Raw genomic sequence first — 22,111 nt, 5'->3', positions numbered from 1 at the left:
TTTCAAGTCAGGAGGCGATTAGCTCCGCTGGGGCAGCACATCGGTGGTTAAGGAGTCGGGCGAGCTATACGAACCTAGGCCCAGTGGGGCTAGGCACCGTCGCTGGCATCAGGCAAGCAAACTGTCGCGGTACGGCACGCGCAGACTCACCCGCCAGCCGCCTTCCGGCGCTGGGCCGGCCGTGAGCTGTCCGCCTAATAGCTCAGCCCGGCGCTGCATGTTGCGCAGGCCCATCCCCGACCCATGCGTGGCGGAGGGCGGCGCTACCTCGCCGTCGTTGTGGATCGTCAGGGTGAGGGTAGCGCCTTGGCGCTGGAGGATAAGCGTTAGGCAAGTAGCGGTGGGCGCGTGCCGCACGACGTTCGTAATCGCCTCTTTGGCAACCAGATACAGCTGCTGCCGCAAGGATGGGCTCAGGGGCAGGGCATCGGGCAGGTCGTGGATGGTGAGGGTGGCTTGCAAGTCCCGGGTTTTGGCGGTAGCGTCGAGGTGGTCGTGGAGCCGGTCGCGCAGGGCGCCGAGCGTATCGGCGCTGGCGTCGATGCTCCACACCACGTCGCGCATCATGGTCAGGGCGGCCCGGCTGTCGAGTAGCAAGTCGTAGGCATCGGCGCGCAGTTCGTCGGCTGAGCTAGGTTCTTGCAGCAGCTCAGCCCGCAAGTTCACCCGCGTGAGCAAAGCACCTACTTCGTCGTGCAAGTCGGCGGCAATGCGGGTGCGCAACCTAGCTTCGCGCAGCACCCGTCGGCCGTGCAACTTTTGCAGCCCCACGCCCACGCCTACCAGTAGGCCCGCCGCGCTGAGCAACGCCAGCGGGTGTTGCCACCACGGACGCGCTACCTCCACCCGTAGGCGGCGCTTAGCCGTGCGCCGGCCCGCCGGAGTTTGCCCCCACACAGCTAGCGTGTAGGAGCCCGGCGCCAGCCCGCGCAGGCGCAAGTGGTGACTAGTCTGCTGCATAACCGTGGTATCAACGCCATCGTCGGTGGGCAGCAGTTGGTAAAAAAAGCGGTTCAGGGCCGGCGCTCGAAAGTCGTCGAGGGCGAGGTTGTAGCCGGCTTCCGTCATGGTGTTGGTTAAGACCAACGGCCCCACGGGTGCATGGGCCAGCCGTGGCTGTGCCGGTTGTCCTCCCGCTGCCTGCGCCGTGAGCAGCAGTTGTGGCTCCTGCTCGACCCCGCCGGCTACTCCCGTAGCATCGACTCGAAACACGCCGCCCACGCCCCCAAAAAAGCAAGTGCCGTCGGCTGCCCGGTAGGCGGCTTGCTGGTTGAGCTCTGGGTTGGCGAGGCCGTCGGCGGAGCCATACACTTTCAATTGTCCGGTGCTAGGTCGGTAGTACACCAAGCCGGCGTAGGTACCCACCCACAGTGCGCCAGCCGCATCCGGCAACAGCGTAGCAATAGTGGCAGAAGGTAATCCTTGCTCCGGACCTAGGTTACTCAACAGGCCGCGAGTAGCCGACACGTGCAACAAACCGTGAGCACGCGTACCTAGCCACACGTGGCCTTGCGGAGCCGCAGACACGCACAGCACATCGTCGGTGGGCAAGCGGCGATTAGGAGTGGCTTCAGTGGTGCCGTAGTGCTGCAAGGTGCCGGTGGTTGGCGACAAGGCGAAGAGGCCGCCATTGGTGGCGAGCCACAGCGTACCCAGGGCATCTTCGCTGATGCGCCGAACTTCCAGGCCGTGCAGGGGCCAACGCCGCTCTTGGTTGCGGTAGCGTACCCAGGCGCGCTGCTTTTCCTCGAAAACATACAGCCCGCTAGTAGTTCCTCCCCAGATTGTGCCGGTGCGCGTCTGGCAGAGCGTGCGCCCTTGCAGCTTAATGGCGGAAGCATGATAAGTGAGGACGCCCGTATGGGTATCTAGCTCCCCAAACGTATCGCTCTCATCGGCGAAAAACAGTTGGCCTTTTTGGGTGACGAGCATGCTATACAGCAACGCCGGCCAAGGGCGGCCTTCGCGCGTGAGCGACATGGGGTGCAGCAGCCCCGCAGGTTGCCCGGCTGCCTGGGTGAAGACGCCACTGTAAGAACTAACGAGCAAGCGGCCGTCGGGCAGGCGGGTAATGCCGCGCACGCTCGGGGGCCGCACCTGCCGCACGATGGGCAAGGGCCGGATGGGCCCCGCATTACCACCTTTGTAACAGCCGCGTTCCTCGGGGCTGAAAGTCCAGTAGAGCTGGTGCGGGTCCCGAAACAGGGTGTAGCGCGTGCTCGGCTCGTTGGCGTAAAACGTGACGGGGCTGCGGGTTACTTTAGGCACTTGGCCAGCGGCGCCCCATTGCAAGGCTATCTGTTGCTGGGCTACCAGCCATTGCACAGGTCGCCCCTGCGTATCGAGCAAAGGCTTGAAGGATTGGGTCCCGCCTTCCGGCGCGGGTAGCCAGCGCTGCCGTTCGTGCAACTGCCCCGTGCGTGGGTCGGTTTCGTAACGGGCGTGGCTACTAACAAACTGCTGAGGCTGGGTACCCGGTATCGGTATCAAATACTCACTCGGAAGCTGCACCTGCCTTATAAGCTGGCCTTGTGCATCGAGCTGGTGCACTTGGCCATTGTAAGTGGTTAGCCATACCCCTAGGTTGGGGGCTGGGGCGAAACTAATGGGCTCTTCGCGTAGTGGCCGGGGTGCGCGCGCGGGCGCCACCGGATGCGTCAGATCGAGCGTCAGTACCAGGCCAGTGCCGTAGCCAACCCATAACCGACGAGTGCGCCGATCCAGCCACAGGGCTTGCACGCCAGGCGCCGGGTCTTCGGGCAGGTTGGGCAAGACGATGCGAGTGAGCTGGCCCGTGGTAGGCACCAAACGGTATAATCCCGTCTTACCGCCCAGCCAAAGGCGCCCGGCAGAATCGCACACCACGGCGTGCATGTAGCCCGCTGGGGCGGCCGCGCCAGGGGCCAGCAGTTTCGCCAGTGGCACGGTCTGGTAGCCGTCGTAGCGCTGAATGCCGTCGGTGGTGGCAATCCATAAGTAGCCCGAATGATCAGCAACCATGGCCCGCACCACTACGGCGCTCAGCACGGAGTCGGGGAGCCAAGGAATGGGGGGCGTCTGCGCCGTAGCAACGCCGGCTCGAAGCAGCAGCCAAAGCAACAATACGCTGCTGCACAACCCACTCAGACTTCCCCCCTTTGGGTATGCAGACGCACTCAACGGACGCGCCATTAGTAATTAGCCGTTATACTTCACCGGGGCGCAAGCTCGGCAATAACCCTTGATATTTACCTAGCTGCTAGCTTGTTATTTTTCCTATTATGTATTCTTAACAACTTGAAAGCTAGCCTTCTTCTCGATAACGCTACCATCATGCCGCGCCCAGCGAGGAATCTGGGTTAACTACCTAGGTTCAATACTCAAATTCCCCGTTAGGCGCGGCATGATAACGACTTCCTCTACCGCTTTACCTTATACAGTCGAGCGCCAAACAGGAAGATAACCAAGTAGCAAATGATAGGCAGGTAGTAAGCGGCGGCCACGTCGTGGTTGGCAACTTTGCCCATCAGGTAGGGGAAGATGGCCCCGCCCGCCACCGTCATCACCAGGAACGAGGAGCCCTGCTGGGTTTTGGCACCTAGGTCTTTAAGACCCAGCGAAAAGATAGTGGGGAACATGATGCTGAAGAAGAAATTCAGCCCGAGCAGCGCAATGAACGAGGGCCAGCCCCAGCTTTGGGCAATGATGACGCACAGCACGGCATTGGCTAAGGCAAACGTAGCCAGCAACTTATTCGGCGCAATAAAGCGCATTAGGTAGGTACCTACGAAGCGTCCCACCATCATCATCACCATGCTTAGGGCAAAGTAGCGTGACGCAACGGCATCGGCTAGCCCCATCTTCTCGGCTCCGTAGTTGATGAAGAAAGCCCAGGTCCCGCCCTGCGCCGCCACGTTGAAAAATTGCGCCACTACGGCCCACACAAAGTGCGGCCGCCCAAACAGGCCTTTGGCTTCTGGTAACTCCTCGGCGGTGCCGGAGTAGAAGCCGGCTTCCGGCTCAGCGTGCACCTCTGGGTGAGCATCTTGCAACGCCGGTACTTTCACGAAGGAAAAAGCTACCGCGATAGTCAGGATGACGCCGCCGATGATGAGGTACAGGGTCTTTACGGAAGTCAAGTCTCCGTTGGTGTGCACGCCGCTCAGAATGAAGTAACTACCTAGCAACGGCCCGATTACGGCTCCTAATCCATTGAACGACTGCGCGAAGTTGATGCGCTGGTCGCTGGTAGCGGGTTCGCCGAGCGCAGCCATAAAAGGGTGCGCCACCGCCTCCAAGGTAGCTAGCCCGCAAGCCAGCACAAACAAGGCGCCGCGGAAGAAGCCGAACGACTGGGCGTTAGCCGCCGGCACAAATAGAAAAGCGCCAAGCGCGTACAACCCTAGCCCGAGCAGCACCCCGTTTTTGTAGCCAAAGCGCTTCATGAACAGCCCCGCCGGAATACCCATGATGGCATAAGCGCCAAAGATGGAAAACTGCACCAGCCCCGAGTCGGCCTTGCTCACATTCAGCACGTTTTGAAAGTGCTTGTTGAGTACGTCGCCCATGGTAATGGCGATGCCCCAGAGCAGAAACAAGGAGGTGACAAAGACTAGGGTGGTGAGGTACCGCTTCTCCGTGAAGGGCGCCGATGGGGGTGTTTGGGTGGCAGTGGGCTGCATGAAAGAGCTTGACTAGGATAAAATTAGGATGGGCAAAGTAGCTGATATTGAGCAAAAAGTCTGATCTAGTTTTGGGCTTATTGCTGCGCTTGCTAGAAGTTCGCGCTTACGGGTTCACGCTTGCCTTGGGCTGGCTCTGCGGACTATTCCCCCATTGCTTGTTCGGCGTCGCTTGCAGGGTTAGTACTAGCTGTCCGCCTTGCAGCAGGTCGGCGTGGCGGAGGTAGTTCAGCGCATACGGCTTACCGTTCCAGGTGGCGCTACTGATGTAGACGGCATCGAGGCTAGCTTTTTGAGTGCTGATCTGCAAAGTTTTACCGCTGGGTAGCTGAATGGTCACCTTGTCGAACAAAGGCGCGCACAGCAGGTACTCGTTCGACACGGGGTTGAGCGGGTAGAAACCGAGGCTAGCAAACACGTACCACGCCGACATCTGGCCCGCGTCGTCGTTGCCGCTGAGGCCGCCGGGCCCGTCGCTGTACTCTTCGGCTAGGATGCGGCGCACTTGCTGCTGGGTTTTCCAGGGGGCGGTGGTGTAGTTGTACATAAACGGAATCTGATGGCCGGGCTCGTTGCCGTGCCAGTACTCATTTTTCGCAAACAGCTCATCCAGTGCAGCTTCCAGCTTATTGGGGCCGCCCATAAGCTGCGCCAAACCGGGCACATCGTGGGGCACGTAGAAGGTGTACTGTCGCGGCGTGCCCTCCGTGATGTACGACTCGCGCGTATCGGGGCGGAACGGCGTGGCCCAACGCCCGTCGGCGTGGCGGCCGCGCACCATCTTCGCGCTGGGATCGAAGACTTGCCGGTAGCCTAGGCTCCGTTTCGTTAGCGTCTCAAAGTCAGCCTGTTTACCTAGCCCTTTGGCTACTTGAGCCAAGGCGTAGTCATCGAAGCCGTACTCCAGCGTGCGGCTGACTTGCTCTTTTTTGTGGAAAGCTTCCTGCACGCTGTCCTCTAGGGGCACGAAGCCGTAGCGCACGTACGAAGGCAGCGCCCGCCGCCCTTTGCCATTCCGGTAGTCGGCGGGGCTAGGTTGGTCGAAGGCGTTCTGACGCATGAGGCGGTAAGCTTCAGCCACGTCGTAATTGCGGATGCCCTTGGTGTAGGCCGACGCCAGGAAAGCCGTGCTGTGGTCCCCGATCATGGCCGAGGTGTAGCTGTTCCAGCACGGAAAGATGGGCAGCCAGCCGCCCTGTTGCCCCTTCAGCACCAATGAGTTAGCCCAATCGCCCACTAGGCTAGGTTGCAGCAGCTCATACAGCGGCAGCTCGGCCCGGTAGATGTCCCACATCGAAAAGTCGTCGTAGTAGTTGCCCTTGGCGAGCTGCTGCAACGGCTTGCCCCCGGCGAAGGCTGGGTACGTACCATCCACGTCGTTGAAGAGGCGGGGCTGCTGCATGGTGTGGTAGAGGGCCGTGTAGAAGATGCGCTTATCCTGCTCCTTCTTGGTTTCTACCCGGATCTGACCCAGCGCCTTTTGCCAAGCAGCTAGGTTTTGCGCCCGGAGCGCCGCGAAATCCCACGTGGGCATTTCGACGGCTAGGTTTCGGCGGGCTCCTTCCAGGCTGCTAAAGGACGTGCCCACCCGCACCCGAATGGTTTCGCCCGCCTTCACCTTGAAGCCGAGGAAGGCACCTAGGTCCTTCTGATTCTGTAAGCTAACCGCGGCGGAATATTGGTTGCCGCGAAAGGTGCCGCCGCGGGCCTGGCCCCGCTCCACCTGCACCACAAAGTAGCCGCTGAACCCCGCCAGCTCACCCCAGCCCTGGTAGATGCGGTGCACGGGGTTGTAGCCCCACACCTCCCCGCGTTGGGCATCAACCTGCACGAAGCCTTGGCCCTGGTCGCTGTTAGGCACGACGAGCAGATAGAGGCTATCAGCCTTGCTAGCAGTAATTTGCAGCATGCCGCAGCGGGCCGTGGTGGTGAGCTCCGTAGTGAGTTGGTACCTAGGTAGCGTTACTTTATAATGCGCCGGCGAGGTCGTTTCGGCGCGGTGCGTGTAGGGGGCGGCGTAGCGCGTGGCGGTGGTAGCTAGCGTACCGGTGATGGGCATGAGCGTAACGCTGCCGTAGTCTTGCGTGCAAGAGCCACTCAGCCAATGCGTTGCCCGAAAGCCCGTGAGCAGCGAGTCGCGGTAGTAGTACGGCGCCTGGCACTTGGTTTCCGATTGGCGGGTTTGGGGCGTCCATTGGGTCATGCCGAAGGGCGTGCCCACGGCCGGGATGGTGTTGGCCAAATGCTCGGTGCCGCTGCCGTGCTTGAGGGCAGCGGCCGTAGTGCTGGCGGCCGTGCCCGCCAATGGCTGCACGTATTGCACCAGGTCTTGCCCCCGCGTCATGAGCGGCAACAGACTGAGCAGCAGACTGACGAACGAATACGTAGTGGTGTTCAGGTGGGATGGAATTAGAAGTGGAGAGTGCGCGCAGCTTGTAAAGTACTTCCGAAAAGGTGCTACCTAGGGTGGGTAAATAACAAGCAAAAAAGACCGTCATGCTGCGCTTGTCGAAGCATCGCTACCGCTTCGTTGCAGCTGCTCGACCCCTGTAGCGACGCAACACTTTGCGTCTCGTCGTTGAACGACTTGCCTAGAACGACCTAGGCAAACAACATCCGCAACGGCAAGACGCAAAGTATTGCGTCTCTACATCGGCCAACGATGCGATTCGACCAATTTCGCCTGACTTTATCTGATTGCTATTCATACATTCTACTTGATGTCCGTTGCCGTAGAAGCCCGCACGATCAAGGTGGAAGGCAACACCACGCTGTCAGTACCTAGGTTTTTATGTCTGTTTTTCAATGCTTTAAGCAGCAGCGTCGCAATGGCTTTGCCGGTTTCAAAGGCGGGCTGGCGAATGGTGGTGAGGGCCGGGTTGAGGATGGCGGCGGAGCGAGAGTTGGAAAAGCTAACCACTTTCACGTCGGCGGGGATGCGCCGACCTAGGTCGTGGCAGGCTTGGTAGGCACTCACCGTCAGCAGCTCGACCGTTACCAACAACCCATCGATTTCGGGGTGCGCCTCCAGCAGCTGTCGGATGGCTAGGTAGTTTTCCTCCGGGTCATGGGTGCACTCCACCACGTAGTCTTCCCGAAAAAGCTGGCCGCTTTCCGCTAAGGCATTTTGGTAGCCGCGAATGCGCTGCCGCTCAATAGAGAGCTGACGAGCAATGGACAGCAGCGCAATGTGGGAGCAGCCGCACTCCACTAGGTGCCGCGTAGCCAAGCAGCTACTTTCTAGGTCGTTCGTCGTGACGCGCGCCGTTTCGATACCATCGGCGGCACGGTCGAAAAAGGCAACGGGCACACCCTGGGCCTGCAATGCCGCAATGTGCTCAGTGGAAGTCGTTTCGGCCGATACCGACATGAGCACGCCATCGACGCGCCCGCCTTGGAAAGCGCGCAGAATGGCCCGCTCCTGCTGCTCACTTTCGTGCGTGAGGTAAATCAGGATGTGGTAGCCGTGGGCTTGGGCGACGGTTTCAATCCCGTTGACGGCCTGAGCAAAGTAGCTGTCGAACACCTCCGGAATAACCACGGCAATGGTGTTGCTCTTGCGGCTACCGAGGCTACTGGCGTGCGGGTTGGGCACGTAGTTGAGCTTTTGGGCTAGGGCTAGCACCCGCTGCTTGGTGTCGGCCCCGATCTGGTAGCTGTCTTGCAGCGCCCTAGAAACGGTGGACGTAGAGAGATGCAGCTCGTCGGCGAGCCGCTTGAGGTTGATCTTCTCCATACAGGATCAGCGGGCACGGGGTGGGGTCGGCAGGGCAGTTACGCAAGCGCTTGCGTAAAGAAAGTTACGCCTTTGGCCGTAAACGCCTCGAAGAAAGCGCATTTTTGGCAGGTAACGTCATTCATCGCTAACTCTTTGAGGCTCTATGAAAAACACCGCGAGTACCGCCGAAAAACACCCGCTCGAAAACATCGAACAGTGGGAGGAAAACCTGCTGGACCGTTACCCCGACCCCGAGAGCATTGCCCAGGGCCGCGACACCGAAGCCTACCGCAACTATGAGGCGCCCGCCCGCGACTCGGTGCGCGAGTTTTACCGCCTCAACCACCAGTACCAAACCTACGATTTTGTGCTCGGCAAAAAGCGGGAGTTTTTGGCCTTCAATAAGCGCGAAATGCCCGTCTGGGATGCTTTCGTGTTCCTGAACCAACTCGTGGACGACTCCGACCCCGACACGGACCTCGACCAGCTCCAACACCTGCTCCAAACCGCAGAGGCCATTCGGCAAGACGGCCACCCCGATTGGTTTGTGCTGGTGGGCCTGTTGCACGACATGGGTAAGGTACTGTGCTTGTTCGGCGAGGCGCAGTGGGCCGTGGTAGGCGACACATTCCCAGTGGGTTGCGCTTTCTCCGACAAAATCGTGTACCCGGAGTTTTTCGAGCACAACCCCGACACCTACGACCCGCGCTACAACACCAAATACGGCGTGTACGAGCCCAACTGTGGCCTGCGCAACGTGCACCTGTCGTGGGGCCACGACGAGTACGTGTACCACATGGTGAAGGACCACCTACCCGAGCCGGCCTTGTACATGCTGCGCTACCATTCCTTCTACCCCCAACACCGCGAAAACGCCTACGACCACCTCATGGATGCCCACGACCACGAGATGTTCAAGTGGGTGCAGCTCTTCAACCCCTACGACCTCTACTCCAAAGCCCCCACCCCTCCCGATTGGAACGAGTTGCGGCCGTACTATGAGAACTTAGTGGCCAAGTACTTACCGAAGACGCTGAAGTTTTAGGCGGCCCCCACAATGTAGAGACGCGACACTTCGCGTCTCCTCCTTGAACGATCATCCAGCATAACCTAGGTAAACAACATCCGCAACGACGAGACGCAAAGTGTTGCGTCTCTACGCCGTTCTGAAATTAACCTTTCCATTTTCTCAGCGGACACTTTCTGAAAAGCTAGGTACCAGCTACTACAAACCACAGCGGGCGCTCCGGGTAGTTTTCTGCTCAACTAGCTGGGGCTTCTGTTTTTGATCTAACGTATTGGTAGCTAGCTTTTCAGATTTCACCTGAATAAACAAAGCCTAGGCCCTGGTTTCATCCGCACGAACGCCGCGGAGAAAGCAGGACCTAGGCTTTTGCATCTAGGCAGACGCCTTTACTTGCTCGGGTTGGTCAGGCGGGCTAGCTCTTTCTTGGTGATGCGCAGCACCGTGCCGTGGCGGGTGCCTTTCGGGAATTGCACCTTGTCGGATACGTCGGTCCAATGCTCTAGATCGGTGGAGGCGACGGCGCCGTACTTGTGCTCGGTATACTTATCGAAGTACACAAGCCACTGGCTACCAAGGTTAATGGCCGTGGGACCTTCTGCCCAGTACTTGCCGGTGATGGGCTCGGAAGGCTTGCTGTACGGGCCAGTAGCTTGGTCGGCAAAGGCTACGCGCAGGTTCTTCTGCACCGGCTCGCGGGTTTCGTCTTTCAGAAACATCACGTAGCGCTTGCCGGCCGGCTGAATAGTGGCGTCAATCACATTAAAACCCTGGTCATACAGCACTTGCGCTGGCGAAAAGGTTTTGAAATCCTTCGTGGTGGTGTAGTAGATGCGGTGATTGTTGCCGCCTTCCACGGCGGTTTCACCCTGCGGAAAACGGCCGGGAATGGTGGTGGCCCAGTAGATCAGGTACTGATCTTTCTGCGCGTCGTAGGTTATTTCCGGGGCCCACACGTTCTTGGCGGTAGCCTCGTGCATCATCACGGGCACGTCTTGCTGCTCAGTCCAGTGCACGAGGTCGGTGGAGCTGGCGTGACCTAGGCCGCGGTCCTTCCAGCTCGTCGTCCAGACCATGTGGAAGCGCCCGTCCTTGCCCCGGATGATGCAGGGGTCGCGCATGAGCTTGTCCTTCGACACGGTAGGCGCGAGGTACGACTTGTCGTTGTTGAGCGACGTCCAGGTGTAGCCGTCGGCGCTGGAAGCTAGGTGCAGGCCGTCCTCGCCGTTGCCCTTGAAGTAAGCAAACAGCAGCACTTCGTTTTTCTTGAGCGGGGTTTGGGCGAAGCTAGGAAGCGCCGTGAGCAGAAAGAGCGCCGCGGCGCCGAGTTGTTTCGTAATGAACATAAGGGCGGTTGGAAAGAAGGCGCCTAGTTACAACGCGTGGTCGGTTTTTACGTCCTGCCCCGACCAGATCTTCTTGGCCGTCCAGTCCTGGGCTGGGCTGGCCCAAAAGGCATCAGAAGCGGGCAAACCGAGGGTCAGAAACGCCGATGTGCACAAGTACAAGCTGCCCGTGGAAATGTAGCTTTCGCCAATGCTAGGTTGGTGTCCGCACAAGCCGATTTGCAGCCACCCCTTCGCATCAAAGGTGCCCTTCGGCTCCATGGTGCGGCGAATGACGGCGGTGAGGGCGCTGCGTACTTGTCCAGCTGGCAGCTCGGGGGGAAGTTGCTGCTGCAAAGCCACTTGGGCTAGGTGCTGAAACGCTCCGCATCGGTACGCCAACGACCGACCAAACGCTGCAAACGAACCATCGGGCCCAACGAGACGCTCTTGCACCACGGCGTAGCGGCGGGCGCGGGCGCGCAGCCGTTCTAGCAATTCTTTGCTTTCCTTGCCCGCCGCCACCAGCGTCCCCACCACGTCGAGCAACATGGGCTGAATAACGTAGCTGTTGTAGTAGTCCCAGTGGAAGTCGGGGCCGTCGCCGTAGGTGCCGTCGCCCTTGTACCAGGTTAGGTGCTCCTTGATGGCATAATCCATGCGCATCAGGTCGCCACTGCCGGTGAACTTGAGCAGCGCCGCCTCAATGATACCACTGAACAACAGCCAGTTGCTGTACACGGGCTTAATCACGCGGCTGCTTTGCAGGGCCTGCACGAGCTGCTTCTGCGTGGCTTCCGGCAGCTTGGTCCAGAGCTGGGTGGGCGCCCGCAGCAGGGCATGCGCCAGAAAGGCGGCATCCACCACCGGCTGCCCGCCCTGGGTGAAGTTCATGAAATCCGGCGACTGTGGGTCGACGGCGTGGGCAATGGCTTGGCGGGCTAGCTCGGCGTAGCGCTGCTGGCGGGCGCGCTCGGGCTCGGGGGCCTCGGCCAGTTCCAGCCACGGCGCCAGCCCGGTGAGGGTGCGGCCCAGGGCTTCGAGGTAGGTCACGTTGCGGCGCCCCTGCTCCTGCCCCGCCGCGGCTTCCACGGGCATGGTAGCTTTCAGTTTGCCTTGGGCGGCAGCCGTCAATACTGGGTCCACCACTTTCAGCAGCGTCGTCAGCCAATAGTCGCGGTCAGTGGGTTTGGCGGCTAAAGCTAGGTTTTCCGTTGAACCTGCCAGCACCGCACTAGGCAGCGCCAGCGCCGACAAGCTAGCTCCTACTCCCGTAACAAAAGAACGTCGTTTCATGCGCACAGGCACCTAGGTTTGACTGGCGCTATTTGAGTTTGATAACTTCCGAACCCGCCAGCAGATAGGCGCCGGTGCCGTACACCTCCCAGCTGTCGGCCGAAAAGTCGCGGCGCGGATCGGCGCCAATGGGCTGCACCCACCCCACGCGGCCTTCCGCCGATACGCACTTGTTCAGGCTAATCCAAGCTTTTTGCACGGCCGGCAGGTAGGTGGCTTTATCCAAAACGCCGTTGTTGATGCCCCAGGCCATGGCGTAGCAGTCGAAGCCCGAACCCGACGCCTCCCCGCCGGGGTACGCCGCGGGGTCGAGCAAGCTGGAGCGCCACAGGCCATCGGGCTGCTGGAGCTGAATCAGGCGGGCGCTCATTTGCTTGAACAGCTCGACGTAGAAGCTGCGGGTCGGGTGGTCTTTGGGTAGCTCTTGCAGGATCTGCACCAGGCCCCCCATCACCCAGCCGTTGCCCCGGCTCCAGAATACTTGTTTGCCGTTGCTTTCCTTTCTGCCCTCGCCGGCCTCGTTCCAGAGGTAGCCCGCGTCGCGCGTAAACAGGTGTTCCTGTTGATTATAAAGTAGCTTGTAGGTTTGCTGGTACAGCGAGTCGTTGGTACTGAAGTACGCCGGCTGATTCTGAATAACCCCTAGCTTAACCAGAACGGGCGGCCCCATGAACAAGGCATCGCACCACCACCAGGCAATGTTGTGCTGCTGGGTTTCCGGGCCCGGCTCCCGCCGAAACTTGTTCACCACTGCAATGGTCGGCTCAATCATGCGCCGGTCCTTCTTGAGGCGGTACAAGTTCAAGTACGTCTGGCAGATAGCAATGTCGTCGGCGTGGTCGTAGCGGCGGTCAGGCATCCACTTAGTTCGCTCGCCCATGGCCATGAGCGAGTCCAGAATGAGCTTCGACTTCGTGGTTTGGTACGCCGCAAATACGCCCGAGTAGAAAGCGCCGTTGGTCCAGTCCGTTACCTTGTGCTTGGGGTGAGCGAGCTGCCACTGCGTCGTCTTCAGCATTTGCTGCTTGATGAACTTGGGCTTAAAAACCGCTTGGTCGGCTTTGGCGACAGATTGCGCCTGCCCCATAGGGCTAAGGCCTAACGTGAGCAATAAACCACAGGCAAACCGGCGGGTAAAGCGTAAGGGAGCGAGCATAGAAGCGGGCGGGAAGTGCAGCAGCAGCGTGCGGCGTGAATAGACCTAGGTTATGGGTGAGACAGACCTTCGAACGTGTAGCTGCAATACTAGCTACTACGCGAGGAAAACGTAGGGGCAATTTGGGAGAATACCGGGGAATTATTCGTCGAGGTCACTTCGTCGAGTAGTTGAGTGACTGAGTAATTGTTCTGGTACCTTGCCCGGCTATTCACTCCGCTACTCTAGCGTTACCCGCGCTTGGCGGTGTTGCTTGGCGTATTCCGAGGGCGACACGTTGAAGATCTTCTGGAAAGCCTTGCGGAAGTACTTCGCATCCTCAATGCCCACCTGAAAGGCTACTTCCGACACGCGCATCTGGGTGTGGGCCAGCAATTGCGCGGCCCGCTTCATGCGCACATCCCGAATGAACTCGACCACCGTCTGGCCGGTGATGCTCTTGATGCGGCGATAAAACACTGATTGGCTCATGCCTACTTCGCGCACCAGCACCTGCACGCTGAACTCCGAGTCGTCGAGGTGCTTTTCGACCACGGCCATGGCATTTTCCAGGAACTCGCGGTCGGCATCGGCTACCACAATTTCGGTGGGTTCCAGCAGGATATGACGTTGGTAGAACTCGTGCAGCTTTCGCCGATTGCGCAGCAGCGTGGCAGCTTTGGCTTGCAGCAGTGTCGGATTGAAGGGCTTGCTCATGTAGTCGTCGGCACCCATACCTAGGCCCTCCAACTCGTGGGTTTCGGCAGTGCGAGCCGTGAGCAGCACCACCGGTATATGGGCCGTTTTGGGGCAGCTCTTGAGGCGCTGGCACAATTCCAACCCGTCGCTGCGCGGCATCATCACGTCGCTGATAATCAAGTCGGGCAGCTGAGCTAGGGCTTTTTCCAGCCCCTCGATACCGTCAGCGGCCGTCGTCACGTCGTATTCGTGCTCGAAGAGGTGCTGCAGGTACTGGCGCACCTCGTCGTTGTCTTCCACCACCAGCAGGCGCGGTGGTCCGGTGGGCGCGGGGGGCTCGTCGGCTAGTGCCGCTTCGGCTTCGAGCAGCGGGGTGAGCAATTGCTCTTCGTCGGCTGGCGGCAGGGTGGCGCGCTCCTGCTGTATCTCATCGGGGCGCAGGTGCTGCTGACCAAAGGGCAGCCGCAGCTCGAAGGTGGTACCCATACCCACAGTGCTCGTCACCAGCAGCTGACCACCGTGGCGCTCGGCAAACTGCCGGGCCAGCGACAAGCCAATGCCCGTTCCCGTCATGCGTAGGTTGTTGGTGTGCGAGGCTTGGTAGTACGGGTCGAAGATGCGGTCTAGCTCGTACGCCTTAATGCCTACCCCTGTATCAATCACGCTTATTCTCAAGTAATTACCGAGAAGCTTACCATCGTTGTACACAGCCTCGCCTTCCGCAGTACCTACCACAGTAGCGGCTAGCTCCACCCGGCCTTGGTTGCGGGTGTATTTGAACGCGTTGGCGAGCAAGTTGGTCAAGATGATTTCTAGCTTGCTGCGGTCGAAGTAGAGTAGCACGGCCTCGGCGGGCACCTCAAGCCGATAATCAACCTCATGCTCCTGCGCCTTGAGCGTAAACACCGAGTACACGTCCCGCAAGAAGTCTACCGCATCGTTGCGGCTAGCGCGCAACGGCACGTTGCCGGTTTCCACCTTGCGGAAATCGAGCAGTTGGTTTACTAAGTCCAGCAGCTTCACGGCTTGCTTGTGCATGAGCTGCACCTTGCCGCGCAAGTCGACGACGGGGCCCGCATTGCGCATAATCTCCTCCATCGGCCCTAGGATCAAGGTCAGTGGGGTGCGTAGCTCGTGCGAGATGTTGGTGAAGAAACCTAGCTTTAAGTCGGTTAGCTCTTTCTCTTTCTCTATCTGGAACTGCTCTAGCACCAGGCGGTTTTTCAACGCCTGCTGCGCCATTTCGATGCGGCGATACACCAGCACGCCCCCTACCACAGCGGCAAAGTAAAGCACGTAGGCCCACCAGATTTTGTACCAGGGCGCCCGTACGTCGAACTGCATGGTGGCCACTTTCTTCGACCAGGCGCCTTCGCCATTGCTAGCTTTCACCTCGAAGGTGTAGCGCCCAGCGGGGAGGTTGGCGAAAGAAGCCGTGCGCTGGCCGGGCGCCGGGTACACCCAATCCTGGTTGTAGCCGACCAGCCGATACGCGTAGCGGTTCTTCTGCGGATTGGCGTAGTTCAGGCCCACAAACTCGACCGAAAAGTCGTTCTCCGACGCCTTAATGGTTACTTTTTGCGGCTGCGAAAGGGGCTGCGTCAGCACCACGCGGCCGTTTAGCTCCTTGCCCACAGCTACGGGTTGGTTGGCGATGCGCAAGCCCGTGATCTGCACCACGGGCGCATACGGATTGGGCTGAATACTGTGGGGCTGGAAGTAGCTGATACCATTGATGCCGCCGAAGTACAAGGTGCCATCCTGGGCACGCGTAGCCGAGCCGATTTTAAAGGAGTTGCTTTGCAAGCCGTCGGCTACGTCGTAGCGCAGGTACTGGCGGGTGGCCGGCGTGAAGCGGTACAAGCCCGTGCCGCCAATCCACAGGTGCCCTTCGTCGTCGGCTAGCAGGCTCTCTACATCACTCTCCGGCAACCACTTAGCATACCGCTTGATTACTTGGTGGCCCTTGGCGTCGGTGATGAGTTGGTGCAAGCCCCCCCCGATGGTGCCAATCCAAAGTACCCCTTGCTGATCGAGCAGCAGCGGCCACACATAGTTGACCGACAAGCCATTCTGGGAACCAGGCGTGTACTTGAACTGCTTCAGCAGCTTCACGGAGGTGGGCGTCACGCGCAGCTTCAACAGGCCTTCATCCACAGTACTGGCCCATAGCACATCCTGGCGCTTGTCGTAGAGCAGGTACGTGAAGCGGTCGGTGGGCAAGCTGCTGCTGCCGGCGCGGTACGAACCCAGGTAGTTGCCATCCTGACTTAAACGGACCAGGCCAGAGGAGAACGTAGCTACCCAAAGCGTACCGAAGCGGTCTTCGGCCATGCTCTCTACGTAGCTGCTGTTGAAATCAAGACCGTTTGGCAGTTGGTTGTAGGAGTTCAGCGTCTCCGTGTCGCCGTGGCGAACCAAGCCTTTCAGACCGTAGCCGCGGGTACCAAACCAGAGCGTGCCGTTGCTGGTCTGGAAGATGGTAGCCACGTCGATGCCCCGCGTATTACCCACCCACTGCTCGTTCAGATAGTTGCGGTAGGTCTTGTGCGTAAGGTCGTAGCCCGATACGCCGTTGCGCGTACCGAACCATAGAATATTGCGCCCCTCTTCCTTATATAAGGTGTTGACGTAGTTGTTCAGCAGCGTGGCTTGCCCACCAAGGGGCCGCCGAATGCGCCCGAAAGGCTTCTGGCGCAAATCCACTTTGTTCAGGCCGCCGGCCGACGCGCAGAGCCACATGATCTGATTGCGGTCCTCGAAGATCTGGTGCACCCGCTCCGAGTTGATGCTGAACGGCTCCCCGTCCTCGGGTAGTAGCAGCGTAGGCGTTTTCGGCAGCAAAGGAATGGTCTTGCCGGTTGCTACACCCGCCTCCCACACGTACAGTCCGTAGATAGTGCCCACCCACAGCCGCCCAAATGAATCGAGCATCAGTGACTGCAACTGAGGGTACACCTGGGGCTGCGGGTGCGCGGTAAGCTCGCGCACGGTGCGCCGATTATCGCTGCTCACCCACAGCACCTGCTGATCGGTGCCAATCCACAGGTCGCCGCGCCGGTCGCAGTGCAGCACCCGCACCGTTTCCTTCAGCGGCGTGGTTTCTACCGTTAGGGCCTGGCTGTCGGGTCGAACAAAGCACAAACCTAGGCCGTACGTCCCGAACCATATTTTACCTTCCGGGTCGCTGGTCAGGCAGCTCACACTCAACCTCTTGCCACGCACCAACAACTGTTGTAGGCTGGTCAGATGGTTTTGCTTATCAAAAGTCAGCACAAACATGCCTTCGTTCTGCGTGCCCACCCATAGTCGGCCACGTGGATCGGAAGCTAGGCCCACCACGCTAATCTGCGACAAGCGGCGCACCAACGCCTGGTAGCGGGCGGGCACCTGGCGTTCGTCGAAGTTGAGCAGCCGGTCGGCGGCGGCATCATACAGACCTAGGCCTGCCCGCTCGGTACCTACCCACAGCCGCCCGTCGGGAGCCACGTGCAGCACCTTGATGCGGTTGGCGGAAATACCACTGAGTGGGTTGATAGGCAGGGCGTACTGCTTCAGGCTGTAGCCGTCGTAGCGGTCGAGGCCACGATTGGTGCCCACCCAGATAAAGCCGGCCGAGTCTTGGGCCACGGCCATGGCGTCGCTGTGCGAGAGCCCCTGATCGACGGTGAGGTGCTCAAAGCGAAAGGCGCTTGGGTCGCTTTGCGCAAGTCCGACACGCCAGCTTAGCAGCAGCAAGCAGCAGATAAGACGAGTGAAGGTGCGATTCATAGCAGCGAAAGATTGACGGATTAGATTATCGATTGTTGCAAACGTTTGCGCTTGATCGATAAGCAAGAGGAGGTTGGTGCGAAAGGATAATCCAGAATATGAACTTTGTAATGTATTACTAAACAACCAAATAACGCTATCCTAGGCAAATTCTTAGCCGGCCGTTTTTCAGCTGTCGGGCTAATTTAACCCCTTTTTTCGGTTGAATTAGCCCCCTTTTCTCCCTTGGCGGAGCTCTACTTTTATCCTGATTCCGATAAGCTATTTACATGCTGAGGCGCAACAGTCAATAAATCATTCCTAAAGTCTAGCCCCTAGGCTGCTTTGCCTTCCTTTCACCAATCGTACATCCTCACCTTACAGAAGCGCTATCTATGGGAGAACCTTTACCAACGAAAACCAAGCTCCTTCTTCTGGCCCTAGGCCTTGCCAGCGCCTCGCCGGCTTTGGCGGGTCCGCTCGCCCCTAGGAGGCTGTGGCAATTACCAGACAGCACTCTCAAAAGCCAGGATAGTACCGCTACTAGGCTCCTCACTTCTTCGGTAATCGACGAGAATGGCGAGCCGCTGGTGGGTGTTGCTGTTACGAGCCGCAGGGGTACGCTCACGGCCGTATCCGACGCAATGGGCACGTTTAAGCTGCCCATCACGAAGGGCGACACAGTGGTGCTGCGCGCCTTCGGGTCGGTGGTGCGGCACTATATACTCCGCGACGACACCGCACCGCTGATTGTGCTGAACACCAAGAATGCGGCGGTGGCGCGCCTCAAACCGGTGCAGCAGCTCTACGCCACCACGGTCCGCCCCGACCTAACGGCTACTTCCACGCAGGCCGTGTACAACAATGAGCTCCAGAAGCTGCCGGTCACTTCCTTCGTGACGGCGCTGGCCGGGCGACTGGCGGGCTTGTACACAGTGCAAGGCTCCGGCCAACCCGGGGCCGATGCTGCTTCGCCTTCTTTGCTGGGGCAAGCGCCCTTGGTGGTTATCGACGGCATTCCGCGCCAGCTCACCCAGTTCGACCTTGAGGAAATTGAGTCGGTGACGGTGCTGAAAGATGCCCTGAGCACGGCTATGCTCGGGGTGCGCTCCTCCAATGGCGTGCTGCTCGTGACAACCCGCAAGGGTACGCCCGGTCAGCCTAGGGTCTCGTTCACCGTGCAATCGGCTTTGCAGCAACCCATTAAGATGCCGAAGGCGCTAAACGCCTACAACTACGCCCTGCTCAACAACGAAGCACGCCGGAACGACGGCCTAGCGCCGGTATATACCGATGCCGACCTGCAAGCCTACCAAAACGGCTCCGACCCCTACGGCCACCCCGACGTAGACTGGCGCAAGCAGACGCTGAAGTCGTCGTCGCGGCTAAACCGCTACACCTTTAGCGCCAGCGGCGGCAACAACTTCTCCAAGTACTTCGTGGCGCTGGAGCACCTGAGCCAGTCGGGGCTGCAGGCTACCACAACCAGCCGATTTTTAACCACCCTAGGTGAATCGCCATGACCATGCGAAAAGTATCCTTAACGCTGCTGGCGCTTAGCGCCCTAGCCCTTCAAAGCACTTCTTACGCCGGCGGCCCGGCCGAAAGCGCTCCGAAACCTCGTGCCCCCAAAGCCGAGAAAAACACCAACTTCCGCCCCGGCGAGTTGTGGTACGACACCGACGGCAACGTGATTAACGCCCACGGCGGCGGCATTTTGCTGGTGGGCAAAACCTACTATTGGTACGGCGAGAAACGCGCTCAGCACCAGGAAGAAGGCGTGAACGTGTATTCGTCGAAGGACCTTTATAACTGGAAGTACGAAGGCGTGGCTCTCACCCCAAGTTCTGATCCGGCGCACGAAATAGCCCTCGGTTGCCTCATGGAGCGGCCCAAGGTTATTTACAATAAGAAGACCGGCAAGTACGTGATGTGGTTTCACTTGGAGCTGAAAGACCAGGGCTACAAGGCCGCCCGCGCCGGTGTGGCCGTGGCCGACAAGCCCACGGGTCCATTCAAATACGTGAGCAGCTTCCGGCCCAACGGCAACATGTCGCGCGACATGGGCCTGTATGTGGACGACGATGGCACCGCCTACCACATCTACTCCTCCAAGGAAAACTACGACCTGCGCCTAGCCCGCCTCAACGACGACTACCTGACGCCGACCACCCAGGACAGCATGCTCTTCAGCAAGCACCGCGAGGCGCCGGCTCTGTTCAAGAAAGACGGCAAGTATTACCTCATTACGAGCGGCTGCACCGGCTGGGCGCCCAACCAGGCCTCAATGCACGTGGCTAGCTCGCCGTTTGGCCCTTGGCAACTAGTGGGTGACCCGATGACCGGCCCCAACGCCAAGCTCACCTTCGACGGGCAGTCGACCTACGTGCTGCCGGTGCCGGGCAAAAAAGACGCCTTTATCTTTATGGCCGACCGCTGGAACCCCAAGGACCTCAAAGACAGCCGCCACCTGTGGCTGCCGGTGCAGTTTAAGGAAGGACAGCCTACCATTGCTTGGCTGCCGGAATGGAACCTAGGTTTCTTTAACCAGCAGACCTCCAAGTAGCTAAATCGATTTTTCATACCAAGAACCCACCTAAGAAATTTTAGGCCGTGATGTACAGAAATTTAGTGGGGGCAGTGCTGCTGAGTGGCCTGAGCCTGACAACCCTCCCGACAACCGTCGCCCAAACCAAGGCACCCGCTGCCAAACACACGTTCACCCTCGGCGACGAAGCGTTTCTGCTTGACGGCAAGCCGTTTCAGATGATTTCGGGCGAGCTGCACTACCCGCGCATTCCGCGGGAGGCGTGGCGGGCGCGCATGAAGATGGCCAAAGCCATGGGCCTGAATACGATAGGCACTTACGTGTTCTGGAACGTGCACGAGCCCCAGCCCGGCCAGTACAGCTTCACGGGCAACAACGACATCACCGCTTTCGTGAAAATGGCCCAGGAAGAGGGCTTGTGGGTGATTGTCCGGCCTAGCCCCTACGTGTGCGCCGAGTGGGAATTTGGCGGCTACCCTTACTGGCTTCAGAAAGACAAAGACCTTAAGGTCAGGAGCATGGACCCCAAGTACCTAGCCGCCTACGGCCGGTACCTGAAGGAAGTAGCCAAGCAGCTAGCCCCCTTGCAAATCAACCACGGCGGCCCCGTGCTGATGGTGCAGGTGGAAAATGAGTACGGCTTCTACTCCGACGACAAGAACTACCTAGCCCTCAACCGCAAGATGTTCCAGGACGCCGGCTTCGACGGTCTGCTCTACACCTGCGACCCTGGCGAAAAAGTAAAAGAGGGCCACTTGGAAGGCCTGCTGCCCGCCGTGAACGGCTGGGACGACCCGCGCAAGGTGAAGCAGTTGGTGCGCACCTACCACGGCGGCAAAGGCCCCTTCTACATTGCCGAGTGGTACCCGGCCTGGTTTGACTGGTGGGGCACGCCGCACCACACCGTGCCCGCCGAGAAGTATACGCCCCGCCTCGATTCGGTGCTGGCGGCCGGTATTTCCATCAATATGTACATGTTCCACGGGGGCACCACCCGCGGCTTCATGAACGGGGCCAACTACAAGGGCGGCGACACCAAGTTTGAGCCCCAAATCAGTAGCTACGACTACGACGCGCCCCTCGACGAGGCCGGCAATGCCACGCCGAAGTTCATGGCCTTCCGCCAGGTAATCGAGAAGCACCTGCCCGCCGGCACCAAGCTGCCCGCCGTGCCCGCCGCCAAACCCTCCACGCGCATCCCCAGCATCACGCTGACGCAGACCACCAGCCTCGCTAGCATACTACCCAAGGCCGTGGTAAGCGCTAAGCCTCAGACATTTGAAGACCTGAACCAGGATTACGGCTTCGTGCTCTACCGCACCACCCTGGCCGGCGGCCGCAAAGGCGTGTTGCAGCTCAAGGACCTGCGCGACTACGCCGTGGTAATGGTGAACGGGCAACGCGTGGCCGTGCTCGACCGCCGCAAGGACGAAAGCCAAACCGAGCTGACTTTGCCCAAAGGCACTGTGACTCTGGATATTCTGGTGGAAAACCTAGGTCGCCTGAACTTCGGCCCCTACCTAACCCAGAACCGCAAGGGCATCACCGAGCAGGTGACGTTTGCCGGTACGGAGGTCACCAACTGGCAGCACTTCCGCCTGCCTTTCGATGACATTTCCAAAATCAAAGCCTCCACGGCGAAGGTTGCCGCCGGCAGCAACGCCCCGGTCGTGCGCCGCGGCTCCTTCACCCTCGACAAGCCCGCCGATACGTACTTTGACATGAGCACTTGGGGCAAGGGCGTGGTGTGGATCAACGGCCACAACCTAGGTCGGTACTGGGAGGTGGGCCCCCAACAAACGCTTTACGTGCCTGCCGAGTGGTTGAAAAAAGGCCAGAACGAAGTAGCGGTGCTTGAGCTTTTGAAGCCCGAGCAAGACAAGCTAGCCGGCCTCGAAAAGCCGATTCTGAGCGTGGTGAAAGCCGACGGCGAAGCCCGCCGCACGAACTAAAAG

At 59.6% G+C, this 22,111-nt stretch carries 12 protein-coding genes; 4 read left to right on the top strand and 8 right to left on the bottom strand.

The features are described 5' to 3' along the window. Positions 1–108: 108 nt before the first annotated feature. From BXP70_RS03250 to BXP70_RS03235, 4 genes are all read right to left on the bottom strand, one after another. Positions 109–3,102: a sensor histidine kinase gene (locus BXP70_RS03250; protein ID WP_218779729.1), complete on the bottom strand. Its 2,994-nt coding sequence runs from the start codon at positions 3,100–3,102 to the stop codon at positions 109–111. Positions 3,103–3,398: 296 nt separating this feature from the next. Further along, entirely contained in the window at positions 3,399–4,661 is a 1,263-nt protein-coding gene (locus BXP70_RS03245) for a sugar MFS transporter (RefSeq protein WP_086592543.1), read from the bottom strand. Positions 4,662–4,767: 106 nt separating this feature from the next. After that, positions 4,768–7,005, bottom strand: coding sequence for a GH92 family glycosyl hydrolase (locus BXP70_RS03240; RefSeq protein ID WP_086592613.1), 2,238 nt, complete (start codon positions 7,003–7,005; stop codon positions 4,768–4,770). A gap of 369 nt (positions 7,006–7,374) precedes the next feature. After that, positions 7,375–8,397 carry a LacI family DNA-binding transcriptional regulator gene (locus tag BXP70_RS03235; protein ID WP_086592542.1) on the bottom strand — a complete coding sequence of 341 codons (1,023 nt, stop codon included), beginning with the start codon at positions 8,395–8,397 and terminating at the stop codon, positions 7,375–7,377. Between the two features lie 145 nt (positions 8,398–8,542). On the opposite strand from BXP70_RS03235, the gene BXP70_RS03230 reads away from it, so the two are divergent. Beyond that, positions 8,543–9,424: an inositol oxygenase family protein gene (locus BXP70_RS03230; RefSeq protein ID WP_086592541.1), complete on the top strand. Its 882-nt coding sequence runs from the start codon at positions 8,543–8,545 to the stop codon at positions 9,422–9,424. 368 nt (positions 9,425–9,792) lie between these two features. Here BXP70_RS03230 and BXP70_RS03225 read toward each other — a convergent pair whose 3' ends face one another. From BXP70_RS03225 to BXP70_RS03210, 4 genes are all read right to left on the bottom strand, one after another. After that, a complete protein-coding gene (locus BXP70_RS03225) occupies positions 9,793–10,749 on the bottom strand; it encodes a glycoside hydrolase family 43 protein (protein ID WP_086592540.1) in 957 nt (318 codons plus the stop codon). A 27-nt stretch (positions 10,750–10,776) separates the two neighbouring features. Next, entirely contained in the window at positions 10,777–12,024 is a 1,248-nt protein-coding gene (locus BXP70_RS03220) for a DUF2264 domain-containing protein (protein WP_086592539.1), read from the bottom strand. Between the two features lie 28 nt (positions 12,025–12,052). Then, positions 12,053–13,180, bottom strand: coding sequence for a glycoside hydrolase family 88/105 protein (locus BXP70_RS03215; protein WP_245849475.1), 1,128 nt, complete (start codon positions 13,178–13,180; stop codon positions 12,053–12,055). A gap of 219 nt (positions 13,181–13,399) precedes the next feature. Continuing rightward, on the bottom strand, positions 13,400–17,629 hold the full coding sequence (locus BXP70_RS03210; protein WP_086592611.1) for a hybrid sensor histidine kinase/response regulator transcription factor: 4,230 nt from the start codon (positions 17,627–17,629) through the stop codon (positions 13,400–13,402). Between the two features lie 374 nt (positions 17,630–18,003). Here BXP70_RS03210 and BXP70_RS03205 point away from each other — a divergent pair, with 374 nt between their 5' ends. Genes BXP70_RS03205 through BXP70_RS03195 form a run of 3 tightly spaced genes read left to right on the top strand, consistent with a single transcriptional unit; the run spans position 18,004 to position 22,108 of the window. Continuing rightward, a complete protein-coding gene (locus BXP70_RS03205) occupies positions 18,004–19,131 on the top strand; it encodes a TonB-dependent receptor plug domain-containing protein (protein ID WP_086592538.1) in 1,128 nt (375 codons plus the stop codon). Next, positions 19,128–20,174 (top strand): glycoside hydrolase family 43 protein, encoded by a 1,047-nt coding sequence (locus BXP70_RS03200; protein ID WP_245849473.1) that lies wholly within the window; start codon positions 19,128–19,130, stop codon positions 20,172–20,174. Before BXP70_RS03205 ends, BXP70_RS03200 begins: the two co-directional genes overlap by 4 nt. 50 nt (positions 20,175–20,224) lie before the next feature. After that, positions 20,225–22,108 carry a glycoside hydrolase family 35 protein gene (locus BXP70_RS03195; RefSeq protein ID WP_086592537.1) on the top strand — a complete coding sequence of 628 codons (1,884 nt, stop codon included), beginning with the start codon at positions 20,225–20,227 and terminating at the stop codon, positions 22,106–22,108. Positions 22,109–22,111 lie beyond the last annotated feature (3 nt).

This window comes from Hymenobacter crusticola, from assembly GCF_002154225.1.
GTDB classification, from domain to species: Bacteria; Bacteroidota; Bacteroidia; order Cytophagales; family Hymenobacteraceae; genus Hymenobacter; species Hymenobacter crusticola.
Note: the sequence above shows the minus strand (reverse complement) of the source record. Positions and strands in the feature narration are given on the sequence as shown.